Below are 22,167 nucleotides of genomic sequence, written 5' to 3'. Positions count from 1 at the left end.
GAACAGTAGTGTTGATTAACTCCCCGCAACGATAGAATCCATGGAGCGGATATGAGTTGCAAGCCCACGCGGACGCCAGCGCCCGATACATTCGATATCCCAGCGCTGCGCGAAAAATATCGCGAGGAGCGCGACAAGCGGCTGCGCGGCGACGGGCAGGGGCAATATCAACCCACGACCGACGACACGACCCACAGCTATGACGAGGACCCCCATCAGCCGGTCGTTCCGCGCGATCCGATTGTCGAGGAACTGGACGTGCTGGTGCTGGGCGCGGGCTTTGCCGGCGTGCTGGCGGGCTATCATCTGACCAAACAGGGCGTCACCAATTTCCGCAATATCGACCATGCCGGCGACTTTGGCGGCGTTTGGTACTGGAACCGCTACCCCGGCATCCAGTGCGACAATGATGCCTATTGCTATCTGCCGCTGCTGGAAGAAACCGGCTTCATGCCGTCCAGGAAATTTGCCGACGGCGCGGAGATACAGGGCTATATCAAGCAGATCGCGCAGACATTCGGCTTTCACGACCGCGCGCTGTTCCATACCCTCATCACATCGCTGAAATGGGATGAGGGTATCCAGCGCTGGCGCGTCGCAACCAGCCGGAGCGACGAGTTTCGCGCCCGCTTCGTCATCATGGGCTGCGGCGTCCTCAACATGCCCAAGCTGCCGGGTATCGAGGGAATCAACCAGTATAAGGGCAAGATTTTCCACACCGCCCGCTGGGACTATGGCTATACTGGTGGCAGTTACGAAAGCCCGGTGCTGGACAAGCTGGGCGACAAGCGCGTCGCTATCCTTGGCACCGGTGCCACCGCGATCCAGGCGGTGCCGCATCTCGCCCGCTACGCCCAGCAGCTCTACGTCATTCAGCGCACACCATCGACCGTGGACGAGCGGCCCAATCCGCCGACCGACCCCGACTGGGCGGAATCGCTGCAACCGGGCTGGCAGGCGGAACGACAGGCCAATTTCCACCGCGCCGCGATGGAATTTTTCATGCCCGGCGAACAGGATCTGATCTGCGACATCTGGACCGAAATCGCGCGCAATCTCCATGCCGAGCTGGAAGCCGAAGGCTGGCCGCAACTCTCGCCTGAAGAATTTATGGCCCGGCGCGAAGTGGTGGATTATCGCGTCATGGAACGGCTGCGCGCGCGGGTTGATGAAATGGTCAAGGACGAGGCGACCGCCGCCTCGCTCAAGCCCTGGTATCGATTCCTGTGCAAGCGTCCGCTGTCCAGCAACGATTTTTACGCCGCCTTCAACCAGCCCAATGTGAAGCTGATCGACGTCGCGGATTCGCGCGGGCTGGAACGGATGACGGAAAAGGGCTTCGTGTCGAACGGCGTCGAATATGAAGTCGACGCGATGATCTTCGCCAGCGGTTTTGAAGTCACCAGCGACCTAAAGCGGCGCTGGGGCATCGACGTGGTGGAGGGCCGGGGCGGCCTGTCCATCTATGATCATTGGGCAAACGGTCCGCTGACCCTGCACGGCACCATGACCCATGGTTTCCCCAACCAGTTCTTCATCGGCTATATTCAGGGCGGCCTCAATGCCAGCGTCACCGAACAGTTCGGACGGCAGGCGCAGCATATCGCCCACATCATCCACGCAACGATGGAAAAGGGGGCAACCTCGGTCGAAACCACCAGGCAAGCGCAGGATGCCTATGTCCAGCATTTCCACGAGGTGGAATATGACACCTCCGCCTTCCAGATCGAATGTACCCCCAGCTATTTCACCAATGAAGGCCAGGTGAAAGCCCCCTGGGCGCTGTTCCGCAGCTATGGGCCGGGCTGGGCCGCGTTCCAGACCTTGCTGGAGGAGTGGCGCGCGAAGGGCGATCTGGCGGGCATGGAATTGCGGTCATGATCGCCGGGGGGATGATGTCGCTGCGCGGCCCGCTTTCGCTTGGGACAAGCCTGTCTGTCGCGATATTCCGACGCGCGGGATCAGGATGCGGGAGGATGGCATGAATAGCCCGACCAACATCGATGTGGACGATCTGACCAAGCCACTCACCTATCCGACCGAGGCGTTCCTGTCGAAGGACTATGCCGCAGCGGAGAAGGAATTGCTGTGGCCCAAGGTCTGGCAGATGGCCTGCCGGGTCGAAGAGCTGCCCAATGTTGGCGACTGGCTGACTTATAATATCTGCGACGATTCGATCATCATCGTGCGCACCGCGCCCGACCGGCTGAAGGCCTATTTCAACGTCTGCCCGCATCGCGGCCGCCAGCTGGTCAATACGCCCGACACCGTCCATTCGGTGCGCGGCAACGGACGCAGGAATTTCATCTGCGGCTTCCACGGCTGGACCTTCGATATCGAAGGCAACAATAGCTATATTCTCGATCCGCAGGACTGGCAGGGCGCATTGACGCCCGACTGCACCCATTTGTCGGAGGTTAAGCTCGACACATGGGGTGGCTGGGTCTGGGTCCATATGGATATGGATGCGCAGCCGCTTGACGAATTTCTGGGCGATGCCGGGCGCATATTGTCGCATTTCGAACTGGACAAGATGCGCTACAAATGGCGCAAATGGGTGGTCTATCCGGCCAACTGGAAGACCGCGCTCGAAGCGTTCATGGAACCCTATCATGTCGCTGGCACCCACAGCCAGTTGCTCGCCTATGGCGATTATTACGCCTATAGCGCCGCCTATGGCCTGCACGGCGTCAGCGGCTTCGACCAGCGCGACCCGGCCTTCAGCATGAGCCAGAGCAGCAGCGTAACCCGCGCGGGCAAGGGCGACGATCCGCGCCGCTCGACTTACGAACTGATCCGCGAAAATTACGAAACGCTCAACTATGCAGCGTCGACCGAGACGCTGGTCAATGCGGCCAGCCGTCTGGTGGACGAACTGCCCGACGGCACGCCGCCTGCCGACGTCATTGCCCATTGGCTGAAATCGGCCAAGGCCGACGATGCCGCGCGCGGTGTCATCTGGCCGGAAATTCCGCCGGAGATCATGTCGGAAGCGGGCCTTGCCTGGAACGTCTTTCCCAATATGTCGGTGTTGCACGGGATCACCTTCGCGCTTTGCTATCGCACGCGGCCCTATGGCGATGATCCCAATATGTGCATTTTCGAATCCTACGCGATCGAGCGTTTCCCCGAAGGGCAAGAACCGCAGACGGAGTGGGACAATGCGCCCGCGACCGCCGAAGGCTGGGGCGCTGTCCTGGCGCAGGATTTTTCCAACATGGAATGGGTGCAGAAGGGGATGAAGTCGCGCGGCTTCCGCGGGCCGCTGCCCAATCCGCATCAGGAACGCAAAATCACCAATTTTCACCGCAACCTAGCCGCGTACATGGGTACGGGCGCACCGAGGCACCTGAAATGAGCTATGACGATCCCAAGCCCGCCGCTGCCGCTGTGACCGCATCGGGCAAACCGGGCACCCCGGTTTACAAGCGCGTCCTCGACCTGTTCGAAGCCGAAGGCATCAATACGCTGTTCGGTATTCCCGACCCGAATTTCGTCCATATGTTCCTGGAAGCGGAACGGCGCGGCTGGACCGTGGTGGCCCCCCACCATGAAGCTGCCGCCGGTTTCATGGCCGAAGCGGCATCGCGCATCACCGGCAAGCCTGCCGTTGCCATCGGCACGCTGGGGCCGGGCATCGCCAATATGGCGCCCGCCATCCAGTGCGCGCTGGTCGAACATTCGCCGGTCATCTTCCTGTCGGGCCAGCGTGCCCGCGTCACCGAACAGCGCGTCCGCCGTGGCCGCATCCAGTTCGTCAAGCAAATGCCGCTGTTCGAAAATTCGGTCAAATATGCCGCATCGATCGAATATGCCGACCAGACTGACGAGGTGATCCGCGAAGGCATCCGCAAGGCGATGGGCGGCACGCCCGGCCCGGTCTATATCGAATATCCCAGCCACATCATCCTGGAAGAGCTGGACCTGCCCGCGCCGCTGGTGCCGGAGCGTTACCGTCTGGTCAATCAGGGGGCGGACATCGACCGGGTGAAGGAAGCCGCTGACCTGATCCGTGCGGCGAAGAACCCGATCCTGCTTGTCGGCCATGGCGTCCACACCTCGCGCTCCGGCGCGGCGGTCAAGGAGCTGGCGGACCTTATGAACTGCCCCGTCATCCAGACGTCGGGCGGCACCAGCTACATCAAGGGGCTGGAAGATCGCACCTTCCAGTACGTATTCTCCAAGGCGTCGATCGAAGCGGTGACCGAGTCCGACCTCGTGCTGGCGCTCGGCACCGAACTGGGCGAGCCGGTCCATTTCGGCAAATGGCGCTACTGGATGAAGAATGAAGCGATCCGTAAATGGATCTATGTCGAACAGGATGCCTCGGCGATCGGCGTCAACCGTCCGATCGATGTGCCGCTGGTCGGCGATCTGCGCGGCGTCGTGCCGCAACTGGTTGCAGCATTGAAGGACACGCCGCGCGCACCCGCCCCGATGCTGGAAGCCTTCATGCGCGACGGGCAGGCCGAACTGGACGAACTGGCGGCGGAATCGCTGACCAAGAGCGATGGCAGCAGCGACGTCGCCATCCACCCGGCGCGTCTGGCGGTGGAAGCGACCCAGGCCTTCCCCAAGGACGGCATCCTGATCCGCGATGGCGGCGCGGGCGTGGTGTTCCAGTGGACCTATTCGCAGTGCAAGCCCAACGATGTGATCTGGAACCAGAATTTCGGCCATATCGGCACCGGCATCCCCTATGCCACCGGCGCGATGCTGGCGGATCGGGCCGCCACCGGCATCAGCCGTCCCGGCATGTTGCTGACGTCCGACAGCAGCTTCATGTTCCACATCGCCGAACTGGAAGTCGCCGCGCGCACCAAGCTGCCGTTGGTCTGCGTCATCGGTGTCGACAATCAATGGGGTCTGGAAGTGGGCGTGTACAAGCGGACCTTTGGCCCTGGCACCGAAGAAACCGGCACCCACTGGAGCAAGGACGTCCGTTTCGACAAGATCGGTGAAGGCTTTGGCTGCCACGGCGAATATGTGACCCGCGCGGAGGACATCAAACCCGCGATCGAACGGGCCTATGCCAGCGGCAAGGTGGGCGTGGTCCATGTCGTGATCGACCCCAAGGCGAATTCGGAAGAAATGCCCAAATATGCCGAATTCCGCACCTGGTACGCCGAAGGCACGCAGTAAGTCGGAAAAATTCCTCCCCCATCGGGGGAGGAGGACCGCTGGCGTAGCCAGTGGTGGAGGGGTGTCACCCTCACGATAGCATGACACCTCTCCGTCAGGCCTTCGGCCTGCCACCTCCCCTTTAAGGGGAGGAATGACGATGTCAGGAGAGACTCATGCGCGACCATCTGCAATTTTACATTGACGGCCAGTGGGTCGATCCGGTCGAATCCCAGACCACCGAGGTCATCAACCCGGCGACCGAGCAGGTTGCAGGCCACATCGCGCTGGGTTCGACAGCGGACGTGGACAAGGCCGTCGCGGCCGCGCGCCGTGCCTTCCCCGCCTGGTCGGAAACGACGCGGGAACAGCGGCTTGACCTGCTCCGCGCGATCCAGGCCGAATATCAGCGCCGCCTACCTGATCTGGGCGCAGCGATCCGGGAGGAAATGGGCGCGCCATCGGGCCTGGCCAACGGTTTCCATGTCGGCCTTGGCGCAGGCCATCTCCAGACCGCGATCGAACTGCTGGAAAATTTCGCGTTCGAGGAACTGCGCGGCGCGACCATGATCCGCCGCGAACCGATCGGCGTCTGCGCCCTTATCACCCCGTGGAACTGGCCGATGAACCAGACCTGCGTGAAGGTCTTTCCTGCGCTCGCCACCGGCTGCACCATGATCCTGAAACCGCCGCAGCTCGCGCCTTTCTCCGCGCAGATATTGGCCGAAATCATCGACGCGGCGGGTGTCCCCGCTGGCGTGTTCAACATGATCCAGGGGCAGGGCAGCGTCATCGGCACCGCGCTTTCGACCCATGAAGATGTCGATATGATCAGCTTCACCGGCTCCGAACCGGTCGGTGTGCAGATCCAGAAGGACGCTGCCACCACGGTCAAGCGCGTCGGTCTCGAACTGGGCGGCAAAAGCGCGTTTATCGTGCTGGATGACACCGCACTGGTCGAAAACGTCACTGGCGCAACCGCGGGCATGATGGGCAATAGCGGCCAGACCTGCAGCGCCGGATCGCGCCTGCTCATCCCCGCATCCCGCCTCGACGAAGCACTCGCAGCTGCCAGGGCGGCGGCGGATGCCGTCACCGTCGGCGATCCGGCAGGCGATGTCGCCATGGGTCCGGTCGTGTCCAAGGCGCAGTACAACATCATTCAGGACTATATCGCCAAGGGCGTGACCGAAGGCGCGACCCTGATCGCGGGTGGCGCCGGTCGCCCTGACGGCATCGACAAGGGCTGGTTCGTCCGCCCGACTGTGTTCCTTGGCACCAACGACATGGTCATTGCCCGCGAAGAGATTTTCGGCCCGGTGCTGGTCATCATCCCCTATGACGACATCGACGATGCGGTCGCCATCGCCAATGACAGCCCCTTTGGCTTGGCCGGCTATGTAAACGGCCTCGACACGGACATGGTCCACGCCGTCGCCCGCCGCCTGCGCACGGGTTGGGTCAGCATGAATGGCGGCTTCGATTTCCACGCGCCCTTTGGCGGCTACAAGCGCAGCGGCAACGGGCGCGAATGGGGCGAATTTGGCTTCCACGAATATCTCGAAGTCAAATCCATGCTGGGTTACGCCTGACATGAATGGCCGGATCGCGCCTAGCGGCATGAAGGCGGGGGAGGGGTGGAGCCTTGAACGGCTCACCCCGCCCAGCCGCCTCTATGGCGCGAACGGCCTCGCCACCGGGGCGGACGGCCGCCTCTATGTCGCGCAGGTCGGCGGCAGTCAGATCAGCGCTATCGACGTGGATAGCGGCGCGATTTCCACCATCAGCCCGATGGGCGGCGCGATCGTCGCGCCCGACGATCTGGTGTTCGATGAGGCGGGCAATCTCTACCTGACCGAAATCACCGAAGGCCGGGTGTCGATGCTGACGCCGGGCGGGCAGGCGCGCGTCGTCCAGGGCGACATGCCGGTCGCCAACCCGATCACCTGGCATCAGGGCCGGTTGATCGCGGGCGAATGTCGCATGGGCGCGCGGATCATGGAATTGCCGCTCGACGGCGGCGCACCGCGCCTCATCCTCGACAATGTGCCGATGGCCAACGCCTTTCAGGTCGGCCCGGACGGCAAGCTTTATTTCCCCGTCATGGGCGCGAATGAAATCTGGCGCGTGGACCTCAACGGTGGCGCGCCCGAAATCGTCGCGGGCGATCTGGGCGTGCCGGACTCGGTCAAGTTCGACAGCAAGGGCCGGATCGTCACCACCCAGGTCGCCAGCGGCCAGGTGCTGCGCATCGACCCGGTCAGCGGCACGCGGGAAGTGCTGGCCGATCTTGGTCCCGGTCTCGACAATGTCAGCTTCATTGGCGACCGCATCTTCGTGTCCAGCATCCCCGGCGAGATCACCGAATTGCTCGGCGACGGCAAGGTCCGCTCCGTCGTCCCGCGCGCACTGCAATGGCCGCTGGGTCTGGCGGTGGACGGGGAGGGGACGATCTTCGTCGCTGATGGCACGTTCGGCTACACGCTGCGCCCCGGCGGCGCGCCGACACTGGCGGGCATGATCTTCCATCCCGGCTGCCCTGGCTATTTGCGCGGCGTGGCACCCGGCGCGCAGCAGGGCGAATGGATCGTCACCACCGGCACCGGCAGCCTGGCGCGCTATCGACCGGGGGAGGGGGCCAGCGACTTTATCAGCCATGGCCATGACCGGCTGATGGGCGTCGCGGTCAATGCCAGCGGCGCAATCGTCTTTGCCGAACAGGGCAGGGGACAGGTGCATGTCGCTGAAAATGGCGCGGTGCGCGCAATCGCCAGCGGCCTCGACCAGCCGATGGGCGTCGCGGTGGATGGCGACACCGCCTATGTCGCCGAAGCGGGCAAGGGGCGCATCGTCAGGCTGCAACAGGGCCGGGCCGTGGAGACAGTCGCCGAAGGACTGGGCCACCCCGAAGGCATCACGATCAGCAACGGCACGCTTTATGTCGTCGATACCCAGAGCAAATCGCTGATCGCGCTCGATCCCGCCAGCGGCGCGCAGCGCGTCATCGCCACCAACCTGCCGGTCGGCGCCCCTGTCGGCATCACCCCTAAATATCTCGGACCGATCGGCGACATGGCCGGCCCGATGATCAATTTCTGCGGCCTCACCGCCGGGCCGGACGGCACCCTCTATCTGTCGGGCGACGCCGAAGGCAGCGTGCTGGCGCTACGCCCCGCCACGTAAACCTCCGTTCGTTTCGAGCCCTTCGACTGCCCGCCTGCGGCAGGCGCTCAGGATAAACTACGTCGAGAAACCTGCGCGCGGTGCTTCTCGACGACGCTCGAAGCGAACGGATTTTGTGCTAAGCGCCGCCGCCCAACTGTCCCGACAGCGTACCCGCCGCCTCCACCAGCGCCGCCTGCAACGCGCCAAGCTCCCGCCCCAGCGCCGCGCCTATGCCGATCGCGACCAGCGCGTGGACGGGCTGTCCCGCGCCTTTCCACACCGGCGCGGACACTACGGTTGCGCCTGCAATATATTGCCCCTCATCGACTGCAAAGCCCTGCGCGCGGGTCCGGCGCAACTGGTCCATCCAGTCGTCAAAGGCCGGCGGATCGTCCCATCGCAACTGGTCGAACCGCGTCTTCAATTCCTCAACCGGATAATCGCCGAACGCCGCTATGCACCGCCCGGTCGCACTGATCAGCGCCGGGAAGCGGCTGCCGACCTGTGTGCTGAGCTGAAACCCGCTGCCCGACTGCGCCATGGCGACGACGATCATATGATCCAGCCCCACCGCCTGCACCCCCAACATGGTCAGGCCGAAACGCCCCGCCAGCCGGTCCAGATGCGGCTGTGCCAAATCGTTGAACAGGTCGCGCCGCAGCCAGTGCCGCGCCAGCGTCAGCACGCCTGCCTCCAGCGCATAGCGTTTTGTGTCGGGATCGAACGACACCAGCTCCTCCTCCGCCAAGGCCCGCAGCACATAGAGGCAGGTGCTGGGGACCAGCCCCAATTCCTTCGCGATCGCCTGCACGCCCAACGGTCGGTCGCTCTTGCCCAGTAGGCGCAAGATCGCGGCGGCGCGGGTGATGGCGGGTGCCTTGCTGTCCTTCACCGCTCTGGCGACCTTTCGGACGGGGGAGGGGGTGGGGAGGGAAACCGGGTCGGCCATGGTACATATCTCCATCGCCCCAGCGATGGACGATCATTCAATATATAGAACGTTGTTCATGATTTACAGCAACTGAGTCGTCATGACATTCCGGTGCCATCATGGCGAAAGCGGCTTTCCTGTCATTCGCTATAGTGAACGGACCGAAATGATGGCGAAGCTGACCGACTATACCCGCTATGCCGATGCGCAGGCCCATGCGACCTCCAGTGCGCCGTGGGAGCTGTTCGACGGCAATCGCGAAGAAATGAACATCGCGCATGAATGCATCACCCGCCATGCCGATGGATCGGGCCGTCCTGCGGTGCGGATCGCGCACGCTGATGGCTGCGATGAAATATTGAGCTTCGACACGATTTCGGCCGGCGCGGCGCGCTTTGCCCATTGGCTCGATGCAGAGGGCGTTCAACCTGGCGAACGCATTGCCTTCATGCTGGAACCATCCTTGCCCTTCTATGTCTGCCTGTTCGGGGCGATGCAGACCGGTGCGATCTCGGTGCCGCTCTTCACCCTGTTCGGTCCCGACGCGCTCCGCCTGCGTGTCGATGACTGCAAGCCGACGATCCTGATCACCAACAGCGAAAAGGCGGACCTCGCCCGCAGCATGAACGGCCCGCGCGTCGTCGTCGCCGACGATGGCCTGCTGGATGAGATCGAGAAATATCCCGCGACCTACACGCCAAAAACCAGGGCGAATGACCTGGCCGTGTTCCAGTACACGTCCGGCACCACCCGCGAATTGCCCGAAGCGGTCAAGCACAGCCACCGCGCGCTGGTGACGCTGATGTTCGCCGCGCTCTACGGCACGGGCGTCCGTCGGGGCGACGAATTTTTCTGCCCCTCCTCGCCCGCCTGGGGTCATGGATTGTGGCACGGTACGCTGGCCCCGCTGGGCATGGGCGTGACGACCGGCACCTTTGCGGGCCGGTTCGATCCGGTGCGGCTGATGAAGGCGCTGGACGATTATGGCATCACCAATATGTCGGCCGCCGCGACCCACTATCGCATGATGAAGAATAGCGGCAAGGCAGGCGACTACAGCTTCCATTTCAAGAAGCTGTCCTACACCGGCGAACCGATCGACCCGGCAACGCTCGACTTTATCGACACCTATTTCAAGGTTCCCGCCTGCTCCATGTATGGCACGACCGAAATCGGCGTGGTGCTGGTCAATTATCCGGGCGCCGACGATTTCACCGTCAAGCCCGGTTCATTGGGCAAGGCGGTGCCGGGCCAGAAGTTGCAGGTGCAGCGCCCCGACGGCACCCCATCCGACCCCGGCGAAATCGGCGAACTGATGCTGTGGCGGCGCGACAAGTGGGAAACCACCAAGGACCGCGCAAAGATCGACGCCGACGGCTATTTCTACCATTGCGGCCGCGCCGACGATGTCATCATCTCGGCGGGCTGGACGATGAGCGCGGTCGAGATTGAAAACACCCTGCTCAAGCATCCGACCGTGCTGGAATGTGCCGTTATCGGTGTGCCCGATCCGCAGCGGGGGCAGGTGGTCAAGGCGTTCGTCATCGCCAATGTCGATGGCAGCGACGCGCTGGTGAAGGAGCTCCAGACCTTCACCCGCGAAAAACTCGCCCAGCATGAATTTCCCCGCGTGATCGAATTCGTGACCGAACTGCCCAAGACCCCGGCGGGCAAGGTCCACCGCAAAATCCTTCGAGATCGTGAGGCTGCAAAAGCAGCCGAACTCGTCAACTGAACCCTAGGAGAAGAAACATGGCAACTTTGGCGGAAGCCCCCACCAATAAATTCCCCAAGATCACCGAGGAAGGCCTCGACGATCTGCGCAAGCGCATTGGCGTCAAGATCGAGAATACTGTCGAGCCGTGGAATTATGAAGCGACCCGCGACGCGATCCGTCATTATGCCCATGGCATTGGCGACGATAACCCGCTGTGGTGCGACCCGGCCTACGCCGAAAAGACCAAATATGGCTCGCTCGTCGCGCTGCCCAGCTTCCTGTTCACCACCAGCCGCATCATTTCGGGCTATTGCGGTGGCCTGTCGGGCGTCCACGCCATGTGGGCGGGGGCCGACTGGACCTGGCACAAGCCGGTGCTGCGTAACGATACGATCCGCACCGAAGCCTATCTCAAGGATCTGGTCGAACATCAGACCAAATTTGCCGGTCGCTCGTTCCAGCAGATCTACCATGTCGACTTCTTCAACCAGTCGGGCGACAAGGTGGCCGAAGGCGACAGCTGGGTATTCCGCACCGACCGCGACGAAGCCCGCGAACGCGGCACGAAATATACCGAAGCCCGTGGCCGCGTGGAGCAATATACCGAGGAAGAACTGGCCGAATTCACCCGCCTGTATCAGGAAGAGGAAATTCGCGGTTCCGTTCCCCGTTATTGGGAAGATGTGAAGGTTGGTGACGAACTGCCGCGCATGATGAAGGGACCGATGACGGTCACCGGCTTCATCTGCTATGCCCAAGGGTGGGGCGGCCTCTACATCCGCGCCAACAAGCTGGCCAACCAGATGCAGCAGGCGCACCCCGGTCTGGGCATCCGCAATCGCTTCAACGTGCCAGACTGCCCTGAGCGGGTTCACTGGGACGAAGCCTTCGCGCTCGAAGTCGGCGCGCCGGGGGCTTATGACTATGGTCCAGAACGTTGCAGCTGGCTGACCCACCACATCACCAACTGGATCGGTGACGACGGCTTCCTGACGCGCAGCAAGTGCCAGATCCGCCGCCACAATCCCGATGGCGACGCGATCTACATCGACGGCAGCGTGATCCGCAAGTTTGAGGAAAACGGCAAGAAGTTCGTCGAGATCCAGCAGCAGGCAACCACCCATCGCGGCGAAGTCTCGGCCTTCGGCACCTCGATCGCCGAATTGCCCAGCAAGCCAGCCTGATCCCCTAGGGGTAGGGGAGGAAAGGGTCGTCGCCGCAGCGATATGCGGCGGCGGCCCTTTTGCGTTGCGCCCGTGCCGCTAGGATCGGGCCAAAGTGAGTGAGAGGATCGCAGGATGGACGAAATGCGCTTTGACGGTCGGGTGGCCGCGATCACCGGGGCGGGCCGGGGGCTGGGCCGCGCCTATGCGCTGCTGCTGGCGGCGCGCGGCGCAAAGATCATCGTCAACGATCCGGGCGTGTCGATGCAGGGGGAGGGGCGCGATGCCGGTCCCGCCCAGGCACTGGTCGACGAAATCCGCGCGGCCGGGGGCGATGCCATCGCCTCGACCGACAGCGTGGCGACGCCAGAGGGGGGGCAAGCAATCATCGACGCCGCCATTCACCATTATGGCCGGATCGACATTCTCATCCACAATGCCGGGATCGTCCGGCGCGGGTCGCTCAATGAGTTAAGCCATGCCGATTTCGAGACGGTGCTGGACGTCCATATGCGCGGCGCGTTCCATGTCGTGCGCGCCGCCTTCCCGCACATGACCGCCGCCAATTATGGCCGCATCGTCCTGACTGGCTCCATCAACGGCCTTTATGGCAATGCGGGCGTGGTCAATTATTCGATGGCCAAGGCCGCGATGACCGGCCTGTCCAATGTCGCCGCGATCGAGGGGGCGGCGCACAATATCAAAAGCAACATCATCCTGCCCGGCGCGGTCACCCGCATGGCCGATGGCCTCGACACCAGCGCCTATCCGCCGATGGACCCGGACTTGGTTGCACCCACGGTCGGCTATCTGGCGCATGAGGACTGCGCGGTATCGGGCGAAATGCTGATCGCCATGGCGGGCAGAGTGGCGCGCGCGTACACGATGGAGAGCAAGGGCGTTTTCCGCCCCGACTGGACCATCGAACAGGTCGCGGACAATCTCGACACTATCCGCGCCACCGACGGAGCGCTGCATTTCCCGCCCGTGCCGGACGGCCATATGGACCATCTGCGCTACTGTTTCGCGATGGCGCGGGCGGGCTGACGCTCATCCTCCCCTTGCAGGGGAGGTGGCTGGCCGCAGGCCAGACGGAGGGGTGTCACCCTCTCGATAGCATGACACCCCTCCGTCAGGGCTGCGCCCTGCCACCTCCCCCGCTGGGGGAGGATTTTAGCGGCACCTAATCCCGAACCGCTCCGTATAATCCCGGAAATGCGCATGGATGCCCGCGCGGTCCAGCCCGTAATCAGCCAGATCATAGCTATGCTTGCCATGCTTGCCCTGCGGATTGGCGTCCAGCATCGCCTGCATCGCGGCTTGCGCCTCCGCCGTCAGCTCGGTGTCGAACCGCGCATAAAGTCGCTTCATCTCGCCGATCGGATCGCGCAGCTGCGCGTCATATGGGATGTCGTGGATCGAAGCCGCACCATGCGTCTCCCGATAGGCCATCATCCGCTCAATCATCAGGTCGAAGGTGCGCAGCTGTGATTTGCCCACCTCGACCGGATCGACATCGTCGCTGAACATCTTGCGCACCTGATAGACCAGGCTGCACGCCGACGCGACGACATCGGCGGGATCGCGATGGGTCATCACCAGTTGCGCATCGGGATAGATAGTCGTCAGGTCATTCAGGAACAGCGGATGCCAAGGATTTTTGAGCGTCCACTGCCCGCCCTCATTCTCCTGCAACAGCTGGAACAGCCGCTTCTGATAGCGGAAGGCGGGCAGGTAACTCGTGGAAAACAGCCACTTCTGATAACTTGGAATATGCAGAACCGAGTCATAATATTGCGCGCAAAAGGACGGCGACATCGAGAATTGGCACTCGGTCGGGCTGTCGGCATCCTCATGATGCATCGCCGAAATGTGCGGCGCATATTTAAGCATCATGTCGAGCCGTGCCTGTTCCGCAACATAGCGCGGATCGCTGCTCAGCGCCCCCTTGGCCGCAGGCGGCACGCTGTTAAACGCTTCCCAGCGCAGGAAGCAGCGCCGCGCCGGATCAGCGTTTAGCAAATTGATGGTCAGCGTCGTGCCGGTGCGCGGCAGGCCGAATACAAACAGCGGCTTTTCGACCGGCGCGTCCAGCAGTGCGGGATTCTTGGCCAGATAATCCTCGACCTGCAATCGGTTCGCCAGCGTTGCGGTAATTTGTTGCCCCCAGCGCCCCTGCGCGGCCTCGGTCAGCCTGGCTTCCCGATTGATCGCGTCAGTGAGGACATGCAGCCCCTCCAATATCGCGTCATCGCCCAGATCGGTCAGCCCCGTCTGCGCGCGCGCCGCGGCAATCAGCGCGTCAGCGTCCAGCCCTGCGGTGGTGGTGGTCATATACTCTCTCCTTGTTTCAGGCTGGCGAGGCGCTTGTCCGTCTCGGCGATTTCCGCCTTCAGCCACATGGTTTCCGACAGGTTCGTGCTGCCACTCGCGGCCAGCAATTGGTCCAGCGCGGCCTTGCGCACGGTCAGGCCCGCTTCATGGTCAGGTGCAACGTCCAGCGCGATGTCGATCAGATGCAGCGCCTCCAGCGGTCGCCCTGCCGCCGCATGAACATGGGCGCGGCCTACGATTGCGCCCGCGCCACCTGCCAGTTCGACCAGATCGCCATGCACCGCCGATCGTGGCACGCCATAAAGAGCGGTGGTGCCATCGGCATAATGGAACCAGCCGCCATTTTCCTCCCAAATGGCGCGCACGACCCAGCTGGTCTTGCCATGAAATTCGCCGATCTTGAGGTCGGCGGGCAGGGCAATCTCGCGCATCAGATCCTGCACCGTCCGGCCCGCATTCATCCCCGCGATCGTCTCGCGCTCCAGATAGCTGACCGCCGCGTGCATCGTGTCCAGGTCCGCGCGGATCGTCTCGGCCCCCCGGATCGGATCGCCATGGCCGGTAATCACCACTTCCGCACCCAACGCCCGCACCTGCTCGACCGACCGCAGATAGGCGCGCACCAGCCGGGGCTTGTCGCCGCGCATCGTCACCAGGTTGGGCATCGCGCGCCACACCGGGCCGAACAGATTGCCGGTAAAGACGGTCTTTTCGCCCGGCATCCACACGAATACCGAATCCAGGCTTTCGCCGCCCGTCGTCTTGACCACCTCGAACCGGCGACCGCCCTGTTCGAACGCCAGCGTGGTGGCGACCTCCACATCCGGCACGATCACCGGCGGCTTGGGCGGCGGCCCGTCGCGCCGGGTCATAGACGCCCACAACTTGCCAGACCGGCGACCGAGGAACGGCGCCAGCCGGTCGAAATAATCCTCCGTCTCGCCAAAGCCCGCTCCGACAACGACCTGCGTGCCGTCCTCCTTCTGGTCGGGTAGCGCACCATAATGGTCGGCATGGGCCTGCGTCACGATGATGCGCCGCAATGGCCCGGTGCGATGCGCGGCAAACAGCTCCTTATTGCGCGCGCCATTGCCCAGAAAGCCGGTGTTGACGAGCAGGTCGCCATCGCCCGTCGTCACCAGATAGGCATTGGAAATATCCTTCACCATGAAGATGCCATCGCCGATCCGCTCAGCGTCGGTCTGGCCCTGACCCGCCATCACCAGCGCGCCCAGAGGCGTCTGTTGCTTCTCGCTCATGCCCTCGTGCTTTCAAATTCGATCATCACCTTGGCCGATTGCGGCCGCGCGGCGATGTCCAGCCCTTCGATCACCCGGTCGAACGGCAATGTGTGGCTGATCAGCGCGGCGATCTTGTCCTTCAAACGCGGCATCGCGGCGATCACGTCGGGCATTTCGGTCGGGTAACCGACCGCCGTGGTGATCGTCATTTCCGTGGTCAGCATCGGCCCGGCGGGCAGTTCGATGGGTTTCAGGTACGCCGCAGTGATGACATGGCGCGCATGGGTCTTGGCCAGCGTCACCACGTCGTGCAGGATCGATGGCGCACCCGCCGCATCGATATAGGCATCGGTCTGGGACTTCTCCCGCCCGAACACCATGACCGTGCCGTGGATCGCCTTGATCCGCGCGATCGCATCCTCGCTGGCCGGATTGATCGTCGTCGCCCCCAGCGCCCGCGCCCGCTCCAGCCTTTCCTCCGCCAGGTCCAGCGCGATCACGTCGCATCCCCGGTCCACCGCCCATAGAATCATGCCAAGGCCGATCGGCCCGCAGCCGAATATCACAACCTTGTCGCCCGCCTTGGCCAGCGCCCGGTTGACCCCGTGCATTGCAACCGACAGCGGCTCGCACATTGCCGCGACATCATAGGGTATGCCGTCGGGAATGGGCAGCAGACTGTCGCCCAGCCGCGCGTCGCGGACCAGCAATTCCTCGGTAAAGGCACCCTCCGGCCCGCCGCTGCCGATATAGCTGGGCGTCATCATCGGGTTGATGATGACACTCTGCCCCACCGACACGCCGGTCACTTCATCGCCCACGAACATCAGTTCGCCAGCACCCTCATGGCCCAGTGCGGTCCGTTTGCCGGGCGTCGGGATGCCGCCATTCTTGATGTAACTGAGGTCACTGCCGCAAATGCCGCAGGCCTTCATCTTGACGACCACATCCTTCGGCCCGGCTTCGGGTCGTTCATAGGGGTCCAGTCGCACGTCATTGACGTCATGGATGGTCAGCAGGCGCATGGCGGCGGTTCCGATCAAAAGGCGTAGGGGGGATAGATCAGGCTGCCGCCGTCGATCACGATCGTATCGCCGCTGTGGAAGCGCGATGCGTCGGAGCAGAGATAGGCACCGATCCCCTCGAAATCCTCTTGTCGGCCGGGGCGGTGGATCGGCGTCTTGGCGGAAAAATGCGCGTCCACAGCGGCCATGCGCGCCTTCATCTCCTCGGTCATGCCCTGATCGCCGCCGATGCCGGTTTTGACATAGCCGGGCGCGATGCTGTTCGCGCGGATTGCATATTTGCCCAGTTCTGCCGCCATGCCGCGCACCGCTGCGCCCATGCCACCCTTGGACGCGGCATAATTGTTGATGCCCGGCATCCCGTGGAACATCGACAGGCTGCCGCAATAGACCAGGCTCCCGCCCGGCTCACCGGCCTCTGCCCGTGCGACCATGGCCTTCGCCCCTTCGCGCAGGGTGAAGAAAGCGCCGTGCAGGTTTACTGCCATCAGGTCATGCCATTCCGCCGAATCCAGCGTCAGCACTGACCGGCTGCGGGACGCGCGGCCCGAATTGGCGAATACGCAATCGACCCGCCCGAAATCGGCGAGCAACTGCGCATAGCCCGCAATGATCGCCTCTTCGGACGCCACATCGACCTGATAGGTTTCCACATGGGCAGCGCCCGCTGCCAGCAGGTCCGCTTTTGCCGCCTCATTCTTCTCCGCATTGCGCGCCCAGATCGCGATCTTGCCGCCCATCTTGGCGACCCCGCGTGCAAAGCCCAAACCAATGCCGCCATTGCCGCCCGTCACCAGCGTCACTTTATCCGAACAGTCGAAAAGACCCGCCACTTGTCGCTCTCCTATGAACTATCGCCGCCCCTTGGCGGTCCTGTGCTGGCGGTGATTGTTGGCCAGCGCGGGCTGCCCCGCAATTGACCTGACTATAGATATCGGGCCATAATCCCCTGATAGAGCCAAGACCAAATCGGGAGAGGGGAGGGCGATGCCGCGAAACGAAACTTACGCCCAATCCATGTTCGAGGCGGAACTGATCGTCCCATCGGCGCAGGTGCGGATCATGCGGCTGCGTCTGGAACAGCCGACCGACCGGCTGTTCCGCCGCACCGACCATTATTGGCTCGACCTGTGCCTGACCCCCCGCCCGGAAAAGGCGCGCGGCTGCTATCGGGAGCGATGGGGACCGCATCGCTACGAACCGCTGGGCGAAATCTTCCTCGTACCGCCGGGAGAAGCGATCCATATCCGCAGCGAATCGGGCGGGCGGCAGGCGTCGGTCGTGTGCGAGGTTCCGGCCGCCGCCATCGACCGCTGGCTGGACGATGGCGGCATCGAATGGACCGACCGGCGGCTGGCGGCGGGCCTCGACATCGCCCATCCGCATATGCGCGCCTGCCTGTTCCGTTTAGCCGAAGAAGTGCGTCATCCCGGCGCTGGCAGCACGGTCCTGACCGAACTCATCGCCCAGCAACTGGCGATCGAGGTCGCGCGCTATTGTCAGGCGATTGCCGAGGGACCGATCAGCGGGGGTCTTGCCTCATGGCGTCTGCGCCGGATCGACGAACGGCTGCACCAGCCCGGCCCGCCCCCCGCGCTGGAGGAACTGGCGACCCTGTGCAATATGTCCCCGCGCCAGCTCACCCGCGGGTTTCGCGCTTCGCGCGGCCATTCGATCGGCGACCATATCGCCCAGACCCGCATCGACATGGCCAAGCGCCATCTGGCCACCAGCGAAAGCATCAAGGAAATCGCCTTTGCACTGGGATTTGCCTCCCCCTCCAGCTTCGCCTTTGCCTTCCGCCGCGCGACCGGCTCCACCCCGCGCCAATTCCGCCAGCGCCAGCTCCGACCTGTGGCCTGATAACGATATTATGTCTGGATAACGACATAAACCGGTCTTGGAAAAACCGCGTAACATTGTCCAACTCACTGTCAGGATAATCAAAATAACAGATCAGGGGAGGGCAGGACGATGATCGTCGGACGCCATTATCAAAACGCCTATGTGACCCGAAACGTCGACAAGGCAGTCGCGGAATTCAAGCAACGCGCCGACATCCGCACCCTTTTGGAAACGCAAGTCTCGGTCAATCTGTGGACCCCGCAGGGCGAACGCGTCGGCGTCCAGAAACTCGCCTTCGTCTGGGTCGGCGACATGCAATTTGAACTGATCCAGCCGATCGAAGGCGATGTCCTGTCGCTCTATCGCGACGCGCTGCCCGCCGATGACAGCCTGACATTCCATCATGTCTGCCAGCTGGTGGACGACTGGGACGCCTTCCTGGCGCGGGTTGATCAGCAACCCTTTCCCGTCGTCCTGAAAGGCGGCACGCCGGGGATACTGGAATTTCTCTATCTCGATACCCGGCCATGGCTTGGCCATTATACCGAATATGTATGGATGGTCCCGGATCGCTGGGCCGCAATGGGAGGACGACCCGCATGATCACCCTGGCCCGCTTCGGCACAAGCGACCTTGATCGCGCCAAAAGCTTCTATGACGAACTGGCCGCGCTATTGGGCGCGGTCCGCGCCTTCGACCGGCCCGACGTCGTGGCCTATAAGGCGGCCGACGGCGGCATGTTGCTGATCGGCAAGCCCTTTGCTGGCGAAGCATCGCCCGGCAACGGTAACCAGATCGGTATTCAGGCCGACAGCCGCGCGCTGGTCGATGCCGTCCACGCCAAAGCGATTGACCTTGGCGGGCAGTGCGAAGGCAAGCCCGGCATCCGGGGCGATGATCCCAACGGCTTCTACGGCGCTTACTTCCGCGACCTGGATGGCAACAAGCTGGTCATCTTCCGCTTCGGCCCTCCCAACTAGGCACTAGAAAACGCGCCACAAATCGCGTCAGAATCGCGTCGGCGATATATAAACACCCCTGTTCATTAGCGACTCCGCAAGCCGACATTATCGGGCATAACAACCCTCACAAAAGCACAATGACGATCGCGCCCAGCCGGACAGCATGATTCGGCGCGGCGCCCATTTGGGGAGGACATTTCTATGAAGCGCATGACAGCCTATTATCTGATGGGCGCCGGCATGGCGGCCCTGACGCTGCCGATGCAGGCGATGGCGCAGGAGGCACCGCAGGACTCCTCGTTCGACGCGCCCACGATCATCGTCCAGGCCCGCCGCCGCGAAGAAGATGTGCAGGACGTGCCGGCCGTCATCAACGCTGTCACCGCGCAGTCGATCGCCAACCTCAACTTCCGTGAATTCACCGAAGTCAAATCGCTTGCGCCGGGTCTGGAACTGACCACCAACGCGAATGGCATCGGCGGCAATGCCCGCCTGCGCGGCGTCAATTTCGATGTGAACGCCAGCGGCAACAACGGCACGGTCGAATTCTATTATAACGACGCGCCGATTTCGGCTGGCGTCGTCCTCCAGCAGATGTACGACATCGGCCAGATCGAAGTGCAGCGCGGGCCGCAGGGGACGCTGCGCGGGCGCGCTTCGCCATCGGGTTCGATCACCATCAGCACGCGCAAGCCCGACCTCAACCAGTTTGGTGGCTTTGCCGACTGGACCGGCAACGATATCGGCACGCTGAATTTCAAGGGCGGCCTGAACGTTCCGATCATCGAAGGCATCGCGGCGATCCGCGTGTCGGGCGTATGGGACGAAAATGAAGCGGACCGCGTCCGCCCGCTCGTTCGCACCGCCGGTGCGCCCGACCCCCATTCGCGCACCAAAAGCTATCGCGTTATCGGCGCGATCGAACCGGCCGACTGGATCAAGCTGGAAGGCACCTATCAATATATGGACCGGGATGCCCGGACCTATGACCAGGCGATTTCCTTCAGTGAAGTCAATCCGGCGGCACCTGTCAGCCCCGTGCTGCTGACGGCCAAGGATCGCCTGTCGATCCAGGAAACACCGCGCATCGTCAACCAGACGTTCGACATCTACAACTGGCGCGCTGAATTGGCGCAGTGGGGTCAGCGGCTGATCTATCAGGGCCAGCACAGTAAGCAGCAATTCTATTCGACCGACAATTCGGACGATGCCAATGTCTTTATCGGCCGCGATATCAATCAGATCACCCAGAGCGTCGCCAAGGGCACGTCGCACGAAATCCGGCTTCAGAATGAGGAGCGGGTGTTCGGTATGTTCGACTATGTAGTCGGCTTCTTCGACAGCAAGCTCAAATCACCGACAGCGCTGAGCCAGCTGACGGTCGTGCGGTTTCCCCCTGTCAGTCCGTTCAACGGCGGCATCGCATCGATCGTGACGACCAATGTTGCCCGTGGCAATCGGACGCATGAACAGTCCTTCTTCGGCAACCTGACCGCCCATCTGGGCGAAAAGACCGAATTGTCGGGTGGTCTGCGCCAGATCAAATATGACTCGCTCAGCCAGTTGGCGGTCAATGGCAACACCATCGCCAACGACACGCAGGATCTCAAGAAGCTGATCTACAGCGCGTCGGTGAAGCATAATTTCTCGCCCGATTTCCTGGTTTATGCCGCAACGGGCAGCTCGATGCGGCCGGGTCTGAACGTGGTGGGTGACTTCAATATCGTGAAATCGGCGCTGGAAAACAGCTTCCTCAATCTGCCGCCCGAAACGTCCAAATCCTATGAACTGGGTTTCAAGAGCACATTGATGGGTGGCCGTGCCCGGTTCAACGTGTCGGCCTATCACCAGACCTACAAGAATTTCCCGTTCCGCGTCCCCAATAATGGCGTCTATTATGTCAACACCGTGGCCGTCCGTAACGCCACAGGCGCGGTTACGGGGACGGCGCAGCAGGTTGCTGCCTTCAACTTCGTCGGCGCCGTACCGGTGGAAGTGAATGGTATCGAAAGCGAATTGAGTTTCGATGTCTCCCGCGGGTTCAATGTCGGGGTGAGCGCCAGCTACTCGATCGGCAAGATCAAGGGCGGCAACATCCCCTGCAACGACCTGAACGGCGATGGCATACCTGATGCGTCGAGCGCGGCACCAACACTGGCGCAACTGCAGGCCGCCGTCGGCGCGAACAATCTGGCGTCCTGCAACGTGTCGCAGCGTGCGTCGTTCATGCCGCCGGTCACGGTGACGTTGCAGAGCGAATATCAAACCGCGCTTTCGGGCAAGGTGGACGGCTTTGTTCGCGGCCTGGTCAACTATAATGGCAAGTCACAGGGTGATCCGGGCAATAGTTTCGATCAGGTCGGTGCCTATGCGCTCGCCAACCTCTATGCCGGTATCCGCTCGCCCGATGGCGGCTGGGAAATCGCTCTGTTCGCCAAGAACCTGTTTGATACAACCAAAGTTCTGTCGCGGACCGCGCAGCTCTTTACCAGCTATCAGCAGATTACCGGCTTCACCGCCACCGGTGCGACGACGGCGGCAACCACCGTCAACAGCCCCTATACCGGTGGTACGGTCACACCGCCGCGCGAATTCGGCGTCAACGTGCGCTTCGCGTTCGGCTCGCGTTGATCGCGGAACGGTCGATTTAGGGCTTTGGGATC

General features: G+C 62.7%; 17 protein-coding genes. 12 read left to right on the top strand and 5 right to left on the bottom strand.

Annotated elements, in window-relative coordinates; genetic code table 11:
* Positions 1-51: 51 nt before the first annotated feature.
* The 5 genes from ACODSR_RS14225 (at position 52) to ACODSR_RS14205 (ending at position 8,304) form a co-directional block, all read left to right on the top strand.
* Positions 52-1,881 (top strand): flavin-containing monooxygenase, encoded by a 1,830-nt coding sequence (locus ACODSR_RS14225; RefSeq protein WP_489077326.1) that lies wholly within the window; start codon positions 52-54, stop codon positions 1,879-1,881.
* A 100-nt stretch (positions 1,882-1,981) separates the two neighbouring features.
* Positions 1,982-3,358 (top strand): aromatic ring-hydroxylating oxygenase subunit alpha, encoded by a 1,377-nt coding sequence (locus ACODSR_RS14220; RefSeq protein WP_489077325.1) that lies wholly within the window; start codon positions 1,982-1,984, stop codon positions 3,356-3,358.
* Positions 3,355-5,142: a thiamine pyrophosphate-binding protein gene (locus tag ACODSR_RS14215; RefSeq protein ID WP_489077324.1), complete on the top strand. Its 1,788-nt coding sequence runs from the start codon at positions 3,355-3,357 to the stop codon at positions 5,140-5,142. The genes ACODSR_RS14220 and ACODSR_RS14215 overlap by 4 nt, the downstream gene beginning before the upstream one ends.
* Before the next feature lie 155 nt (positions 5,143-5,297).
* Entirely contained in the window at positions 5,298-6,713 is a 1,416-nt protein-coding gene (locus tag ACODSR_RS14210; protein ID WP_489077323.1) for an aldehyde dehydrogenase family protein, read from the top strand.
* Between the two features lies 1 nt (position 6,714).
* Positions 6,715-8,304, top strand: coding sequence for an SMP-30/gluconolactonase/LRE family protein (locus tag ACODSR_RS14205; protein ID WP_489077322.1), 1,590 nt, complete (start codon positions 6,715-6,717; stop codon positions 8,302-8,304).
* 118 nt (positions 8,305-8,422) lie between these two features.
* Here the strand turns inward: ACODSR_RS14205 and ACODSR_RS14200 are convergent, their stop codons facing one another.
* Positions 8,423-9,235: an IclR family transcriptional regulator gene (locus ACODSR_RS14200; protein WP_489077321.1), complete on the bottom strand. Its 813-nt coding sequence runs from the start codon at positions 9,233-9,235 to the stop codon at positions 8,423-8,425.
* A 148-nt stretch (positions 9,236-9,383) separates the two neighbouring features.
* Between ACODSR_RS14200 and ACODSR_RS14195 the strand changes: the two genes are divergently transcribed.
* From ACODSR_RS14195 to ACODSR_RS14185, 3 genes are all read left to right on the top strand, one after another.
* Positions 9,384-10,952: an acetate--CoA ligase gene (locus ACODSR_RS14195; RefSeq protein ID WP_489077358.1), complete on the top strand. Its 1,569-nt coding sequence runs from the start codon at positions 9,384-9,386 to the stop codon at positions 10,950-10,952.
* 17 nt (positions 10,953-10,969) lie between these two features.
* Positions 10,970-12,118, top strand: a complete 1,149-nt coding sequence (locus ACODSR_RS14190; protein WP_489077320.1) for an FAS1-like dehydratase domain-containing protein — start codon at positions 10,970-10,972, stop codon at positions 12,116-12,118.
* Positions 12,119-12,232: 114 nt separating this feature from the next.
* The gene (locus ACODSR_RS14185; protein ID WP_489077319.1) at positions 12,233-13,144 is read left to right on the top strand and encodes an SDR family NAD(P)-dependent oxidoreductase; all 912 of its coding nucleotides are present in this window, start codon (positions 12,233-12,235) and stop codon (positions 13,142-13,144) included.
* 126 nt (positions 13,145-13,270) lie between these two features.
* On the opposite strand, the gene ACODSR_RS14180 is transcribed toward ACODSR_RS14185, so the two are convergent.
* The 4 genes from ACODSR_RS14180 to ACODSR_RS14165 are packed head-to-tail and all read right to left on the bottom strand — an operon-like array spanning position 13,271 to position 17,530.
* Positions 13,271-14,431 carry a sulfotransferase family protein gene (locus tag ACODSR_RS14180; RefSeq protein ID WP_489077318.1) on the bottom strand — a complete coding sequence of 387 codons (1,161 nt, stop codon included), beginning with the start codon at positions 14,429-14,431 and terminating at the stop codon, positions 13,271-13,273.
* Positions 14,428-15,690 (bottom strand): MBL fold metallo-hydrolase, encoded by a 1,263-nt coding sequence (locus tag ACODSR_RS14175; RefSeq protein WP_489077317.1) that lies wholly within the window; start codon positions 15,688-15,690, stop codon positions 14,428-14,430. The genes ACODSR_RS14180 and ACODSR_RS14175 overlap by 4 nt, the downstream gene beginning before the upstream one ends.
* Positions 15,687-16,697, bottom strand: a complete 1,011-nt coding sequence (locus ACODSR_RS14170; RefSeq protein ID WP_489077316.1) for a zinc-dependent alcohol dehydrogenase — start codon at positions 16,695-16,697, stop codon at positions 15,687-15,689. Before ACODSR_RS14170 ends, ACODSR_RS14175 begins: the two co-directional genes overlap by 4 nt.
* 14 nt (positions 16,698-16,711) lie before the next feature.
* Positions 16,712-17,530: an SDR family NAD(P)-dependent oxidoreductase gene (locus ACODSR_RS14165; RefSeq protein WP_489077315.1), complete on the bottom strand. Its 819-nt coding sequence runs from the start codon at positions 17,528-17,530 to the stop codon at positions 16,712-16,714.
* A gap of 154 nt (positions 17,531-17,684) precedes the next feature.
* Between ACODSR_RS14165 and ACODSR_RS14160 the strand changes: the two genes are divergently transcribed.
* The 4 genes from ACODSR_RS14160 (at position 17,685) to ACODSR_RS14145 (ending at position 22,135) form a co-directional block, all read left to right on the top strand.
* Entirely contained in the window at positions 17,685-18,560 is an 876-nt protein-coding gene (locus tag ACODSR_RS14160; protein ID WP_489077314.1) for a helix-turn-helix transcriptional regulator, read from the top strand.
* 111 nt (positions 18,561-18,671) lie between these two features.
* Positions 18,672-19,145 (top strand): VOC family protein, encoded by a 474-nt coding sequence (locus tag ACODSR_RS14155; RefSeq protein ID WP_489077313.1) that lies wholly within the window; start codon positions 18,672-18,674, stop codon positions 19,143-19,145.
* Positions 19,142-19,522: a VOC family protein gene (locus tag ACODSR_RS14150; protein ID WP_489077312.1), complete on the top strand. Its 381-nt coding sequence runs from the start codon at positions 19,142-19,144 to the stop codon at positions 19,520-19,522. The genes ACODSR_RS14155 and ACODSR_RS14150 overlap by 4 nt, the downstream gene beginning before the upstream one ends.
* A gap of 183 nt (positions 19,523-19,705) precedes the next feature.
* A complete protein-coding gene (locus ACODSR_RS14145; protein ID WP_489077311.1) occupies positions 19,706-22,135 on the top strand; it encodes a TonB-dependent receptor in 2,430 nt (809 codons plus the stop codon).
* Positions 22,136-22,167: the final 32 nt, after the last annotated feature.

Source organism: Sphingobium sp. FG125 (assembly GCF_057809795.1).
Note: the sequence above shows the minus strand (reverse complement) of the source record. Positions and strands in the feature narration are given on the sequence as shown.

Coding starts and splice junctions, on each gene's coding strand:
- ACODSR_RS14225 (WP_489077326.1), top strand. CDS start 52: ATGAGTTGCAAGCCCACGCGGACGCCAGCGCCCGATACATTCGATATC.
- ACODSR_RS14220 (WP_489077325.1), top strand. CDS start 1,982: ATGAATAGCCCGACCAACATCGATGTGGACGATCTGACCAAGCCACTC.
- ACODSR_RS14215 (WP_489077324.1), top strand. CDS start 3,355: ATGAGCTATGACGATCCCAAGCCCGCCGCTGCCGCTGTGACCGCATCG.
- ACODSR_RS14210 (WP_489077323.1), top strand. CDS start 5,298: ATGCGCGACCATCTGCAATTTTACATTGACGGCCAGTGGGTCGATCCG.
- ACODSR_RS14205 (WP_489077322.1), top strand. CDS start 6,715: ATGAATGGCCGGATCGCGCCTAGCGGCATGAAGGCGGGGGAGGGGTGG.
- ACODSR_RS14200 (WP_489077321.1), bottom strand. CDS start 9,235: ATGGCCGACCCGGTTTCCCTCCCCACCCCCTCCCCCGTCCGAAAGGTC.
- ACODSR_RS14195 (WP_489077358.1), top strand. CDS start 9,384: ATGATGGCGAAGCTGACCGACTATACCCGCTATGCCGATGCGCAGGCC.
- ACODSR_RS14190 (WP_489077320.1), top strand. CDS start 10,970: ATGGCAACTTTGGCGGAAGCCCCCACCAATAAATTCCCCAAGATCACC.
- ACODSR_RS14185 (WP_489077319.1), top strand. CDS start 12,233: ATGGACGAAATGCGCTTTGACGGTCGGGTGGCCGCGATCACCGGGGCG.
- ACODSR_RS14180 (WP_489077318.1), bottom strand. CDS start 14,431: ATGACCACCACCACCGCAGGGCTGGACGCTGACGCGCTGATTGCCGCG.
- ACODSR_RS14175 (WP_489077317.1), bottom strand. CDS start 15,690: ATGAGCGAGAAGCAACAGACGCCTCTGGGCGCGCTGGTGATGGCGGGT.
- ACODSR_RS14170 (WP_489077316.1), bottom strand. CDS start 16,697: ATGCGCCTGCTGACCATCCATGACGTCAATGACGTGCGACTGGACCCC.
- ACODSR_RS14160 (WP_489077314.1), top strand. CDS start 17,685: ATGCCGCGAAACGAAACTTACGCCCAATCCATGTTCGAGGCGGAACTG.
- ACODSR_RS14155 (WP_489077313.1), top strand. CDS start 18,672: ATGATCGTCGGACGCCATTATCAAAACGCCTATGTGACCCGAAACGTC.
- ACODSR_RS14150 (WP_489077312.1), top strand. CDS start 19,142: ATGATCACCCTGGCCCGCTTCGGCACAAGCGACCTTGATCGCGCCAAA.
- ACODSR_RS14145 (WP_489077311.1), top strand. CDS start 19,706: ATGAAGCGCATGACAGCCTATTATCTGATGGGCGCCGGCATGGCGGCC.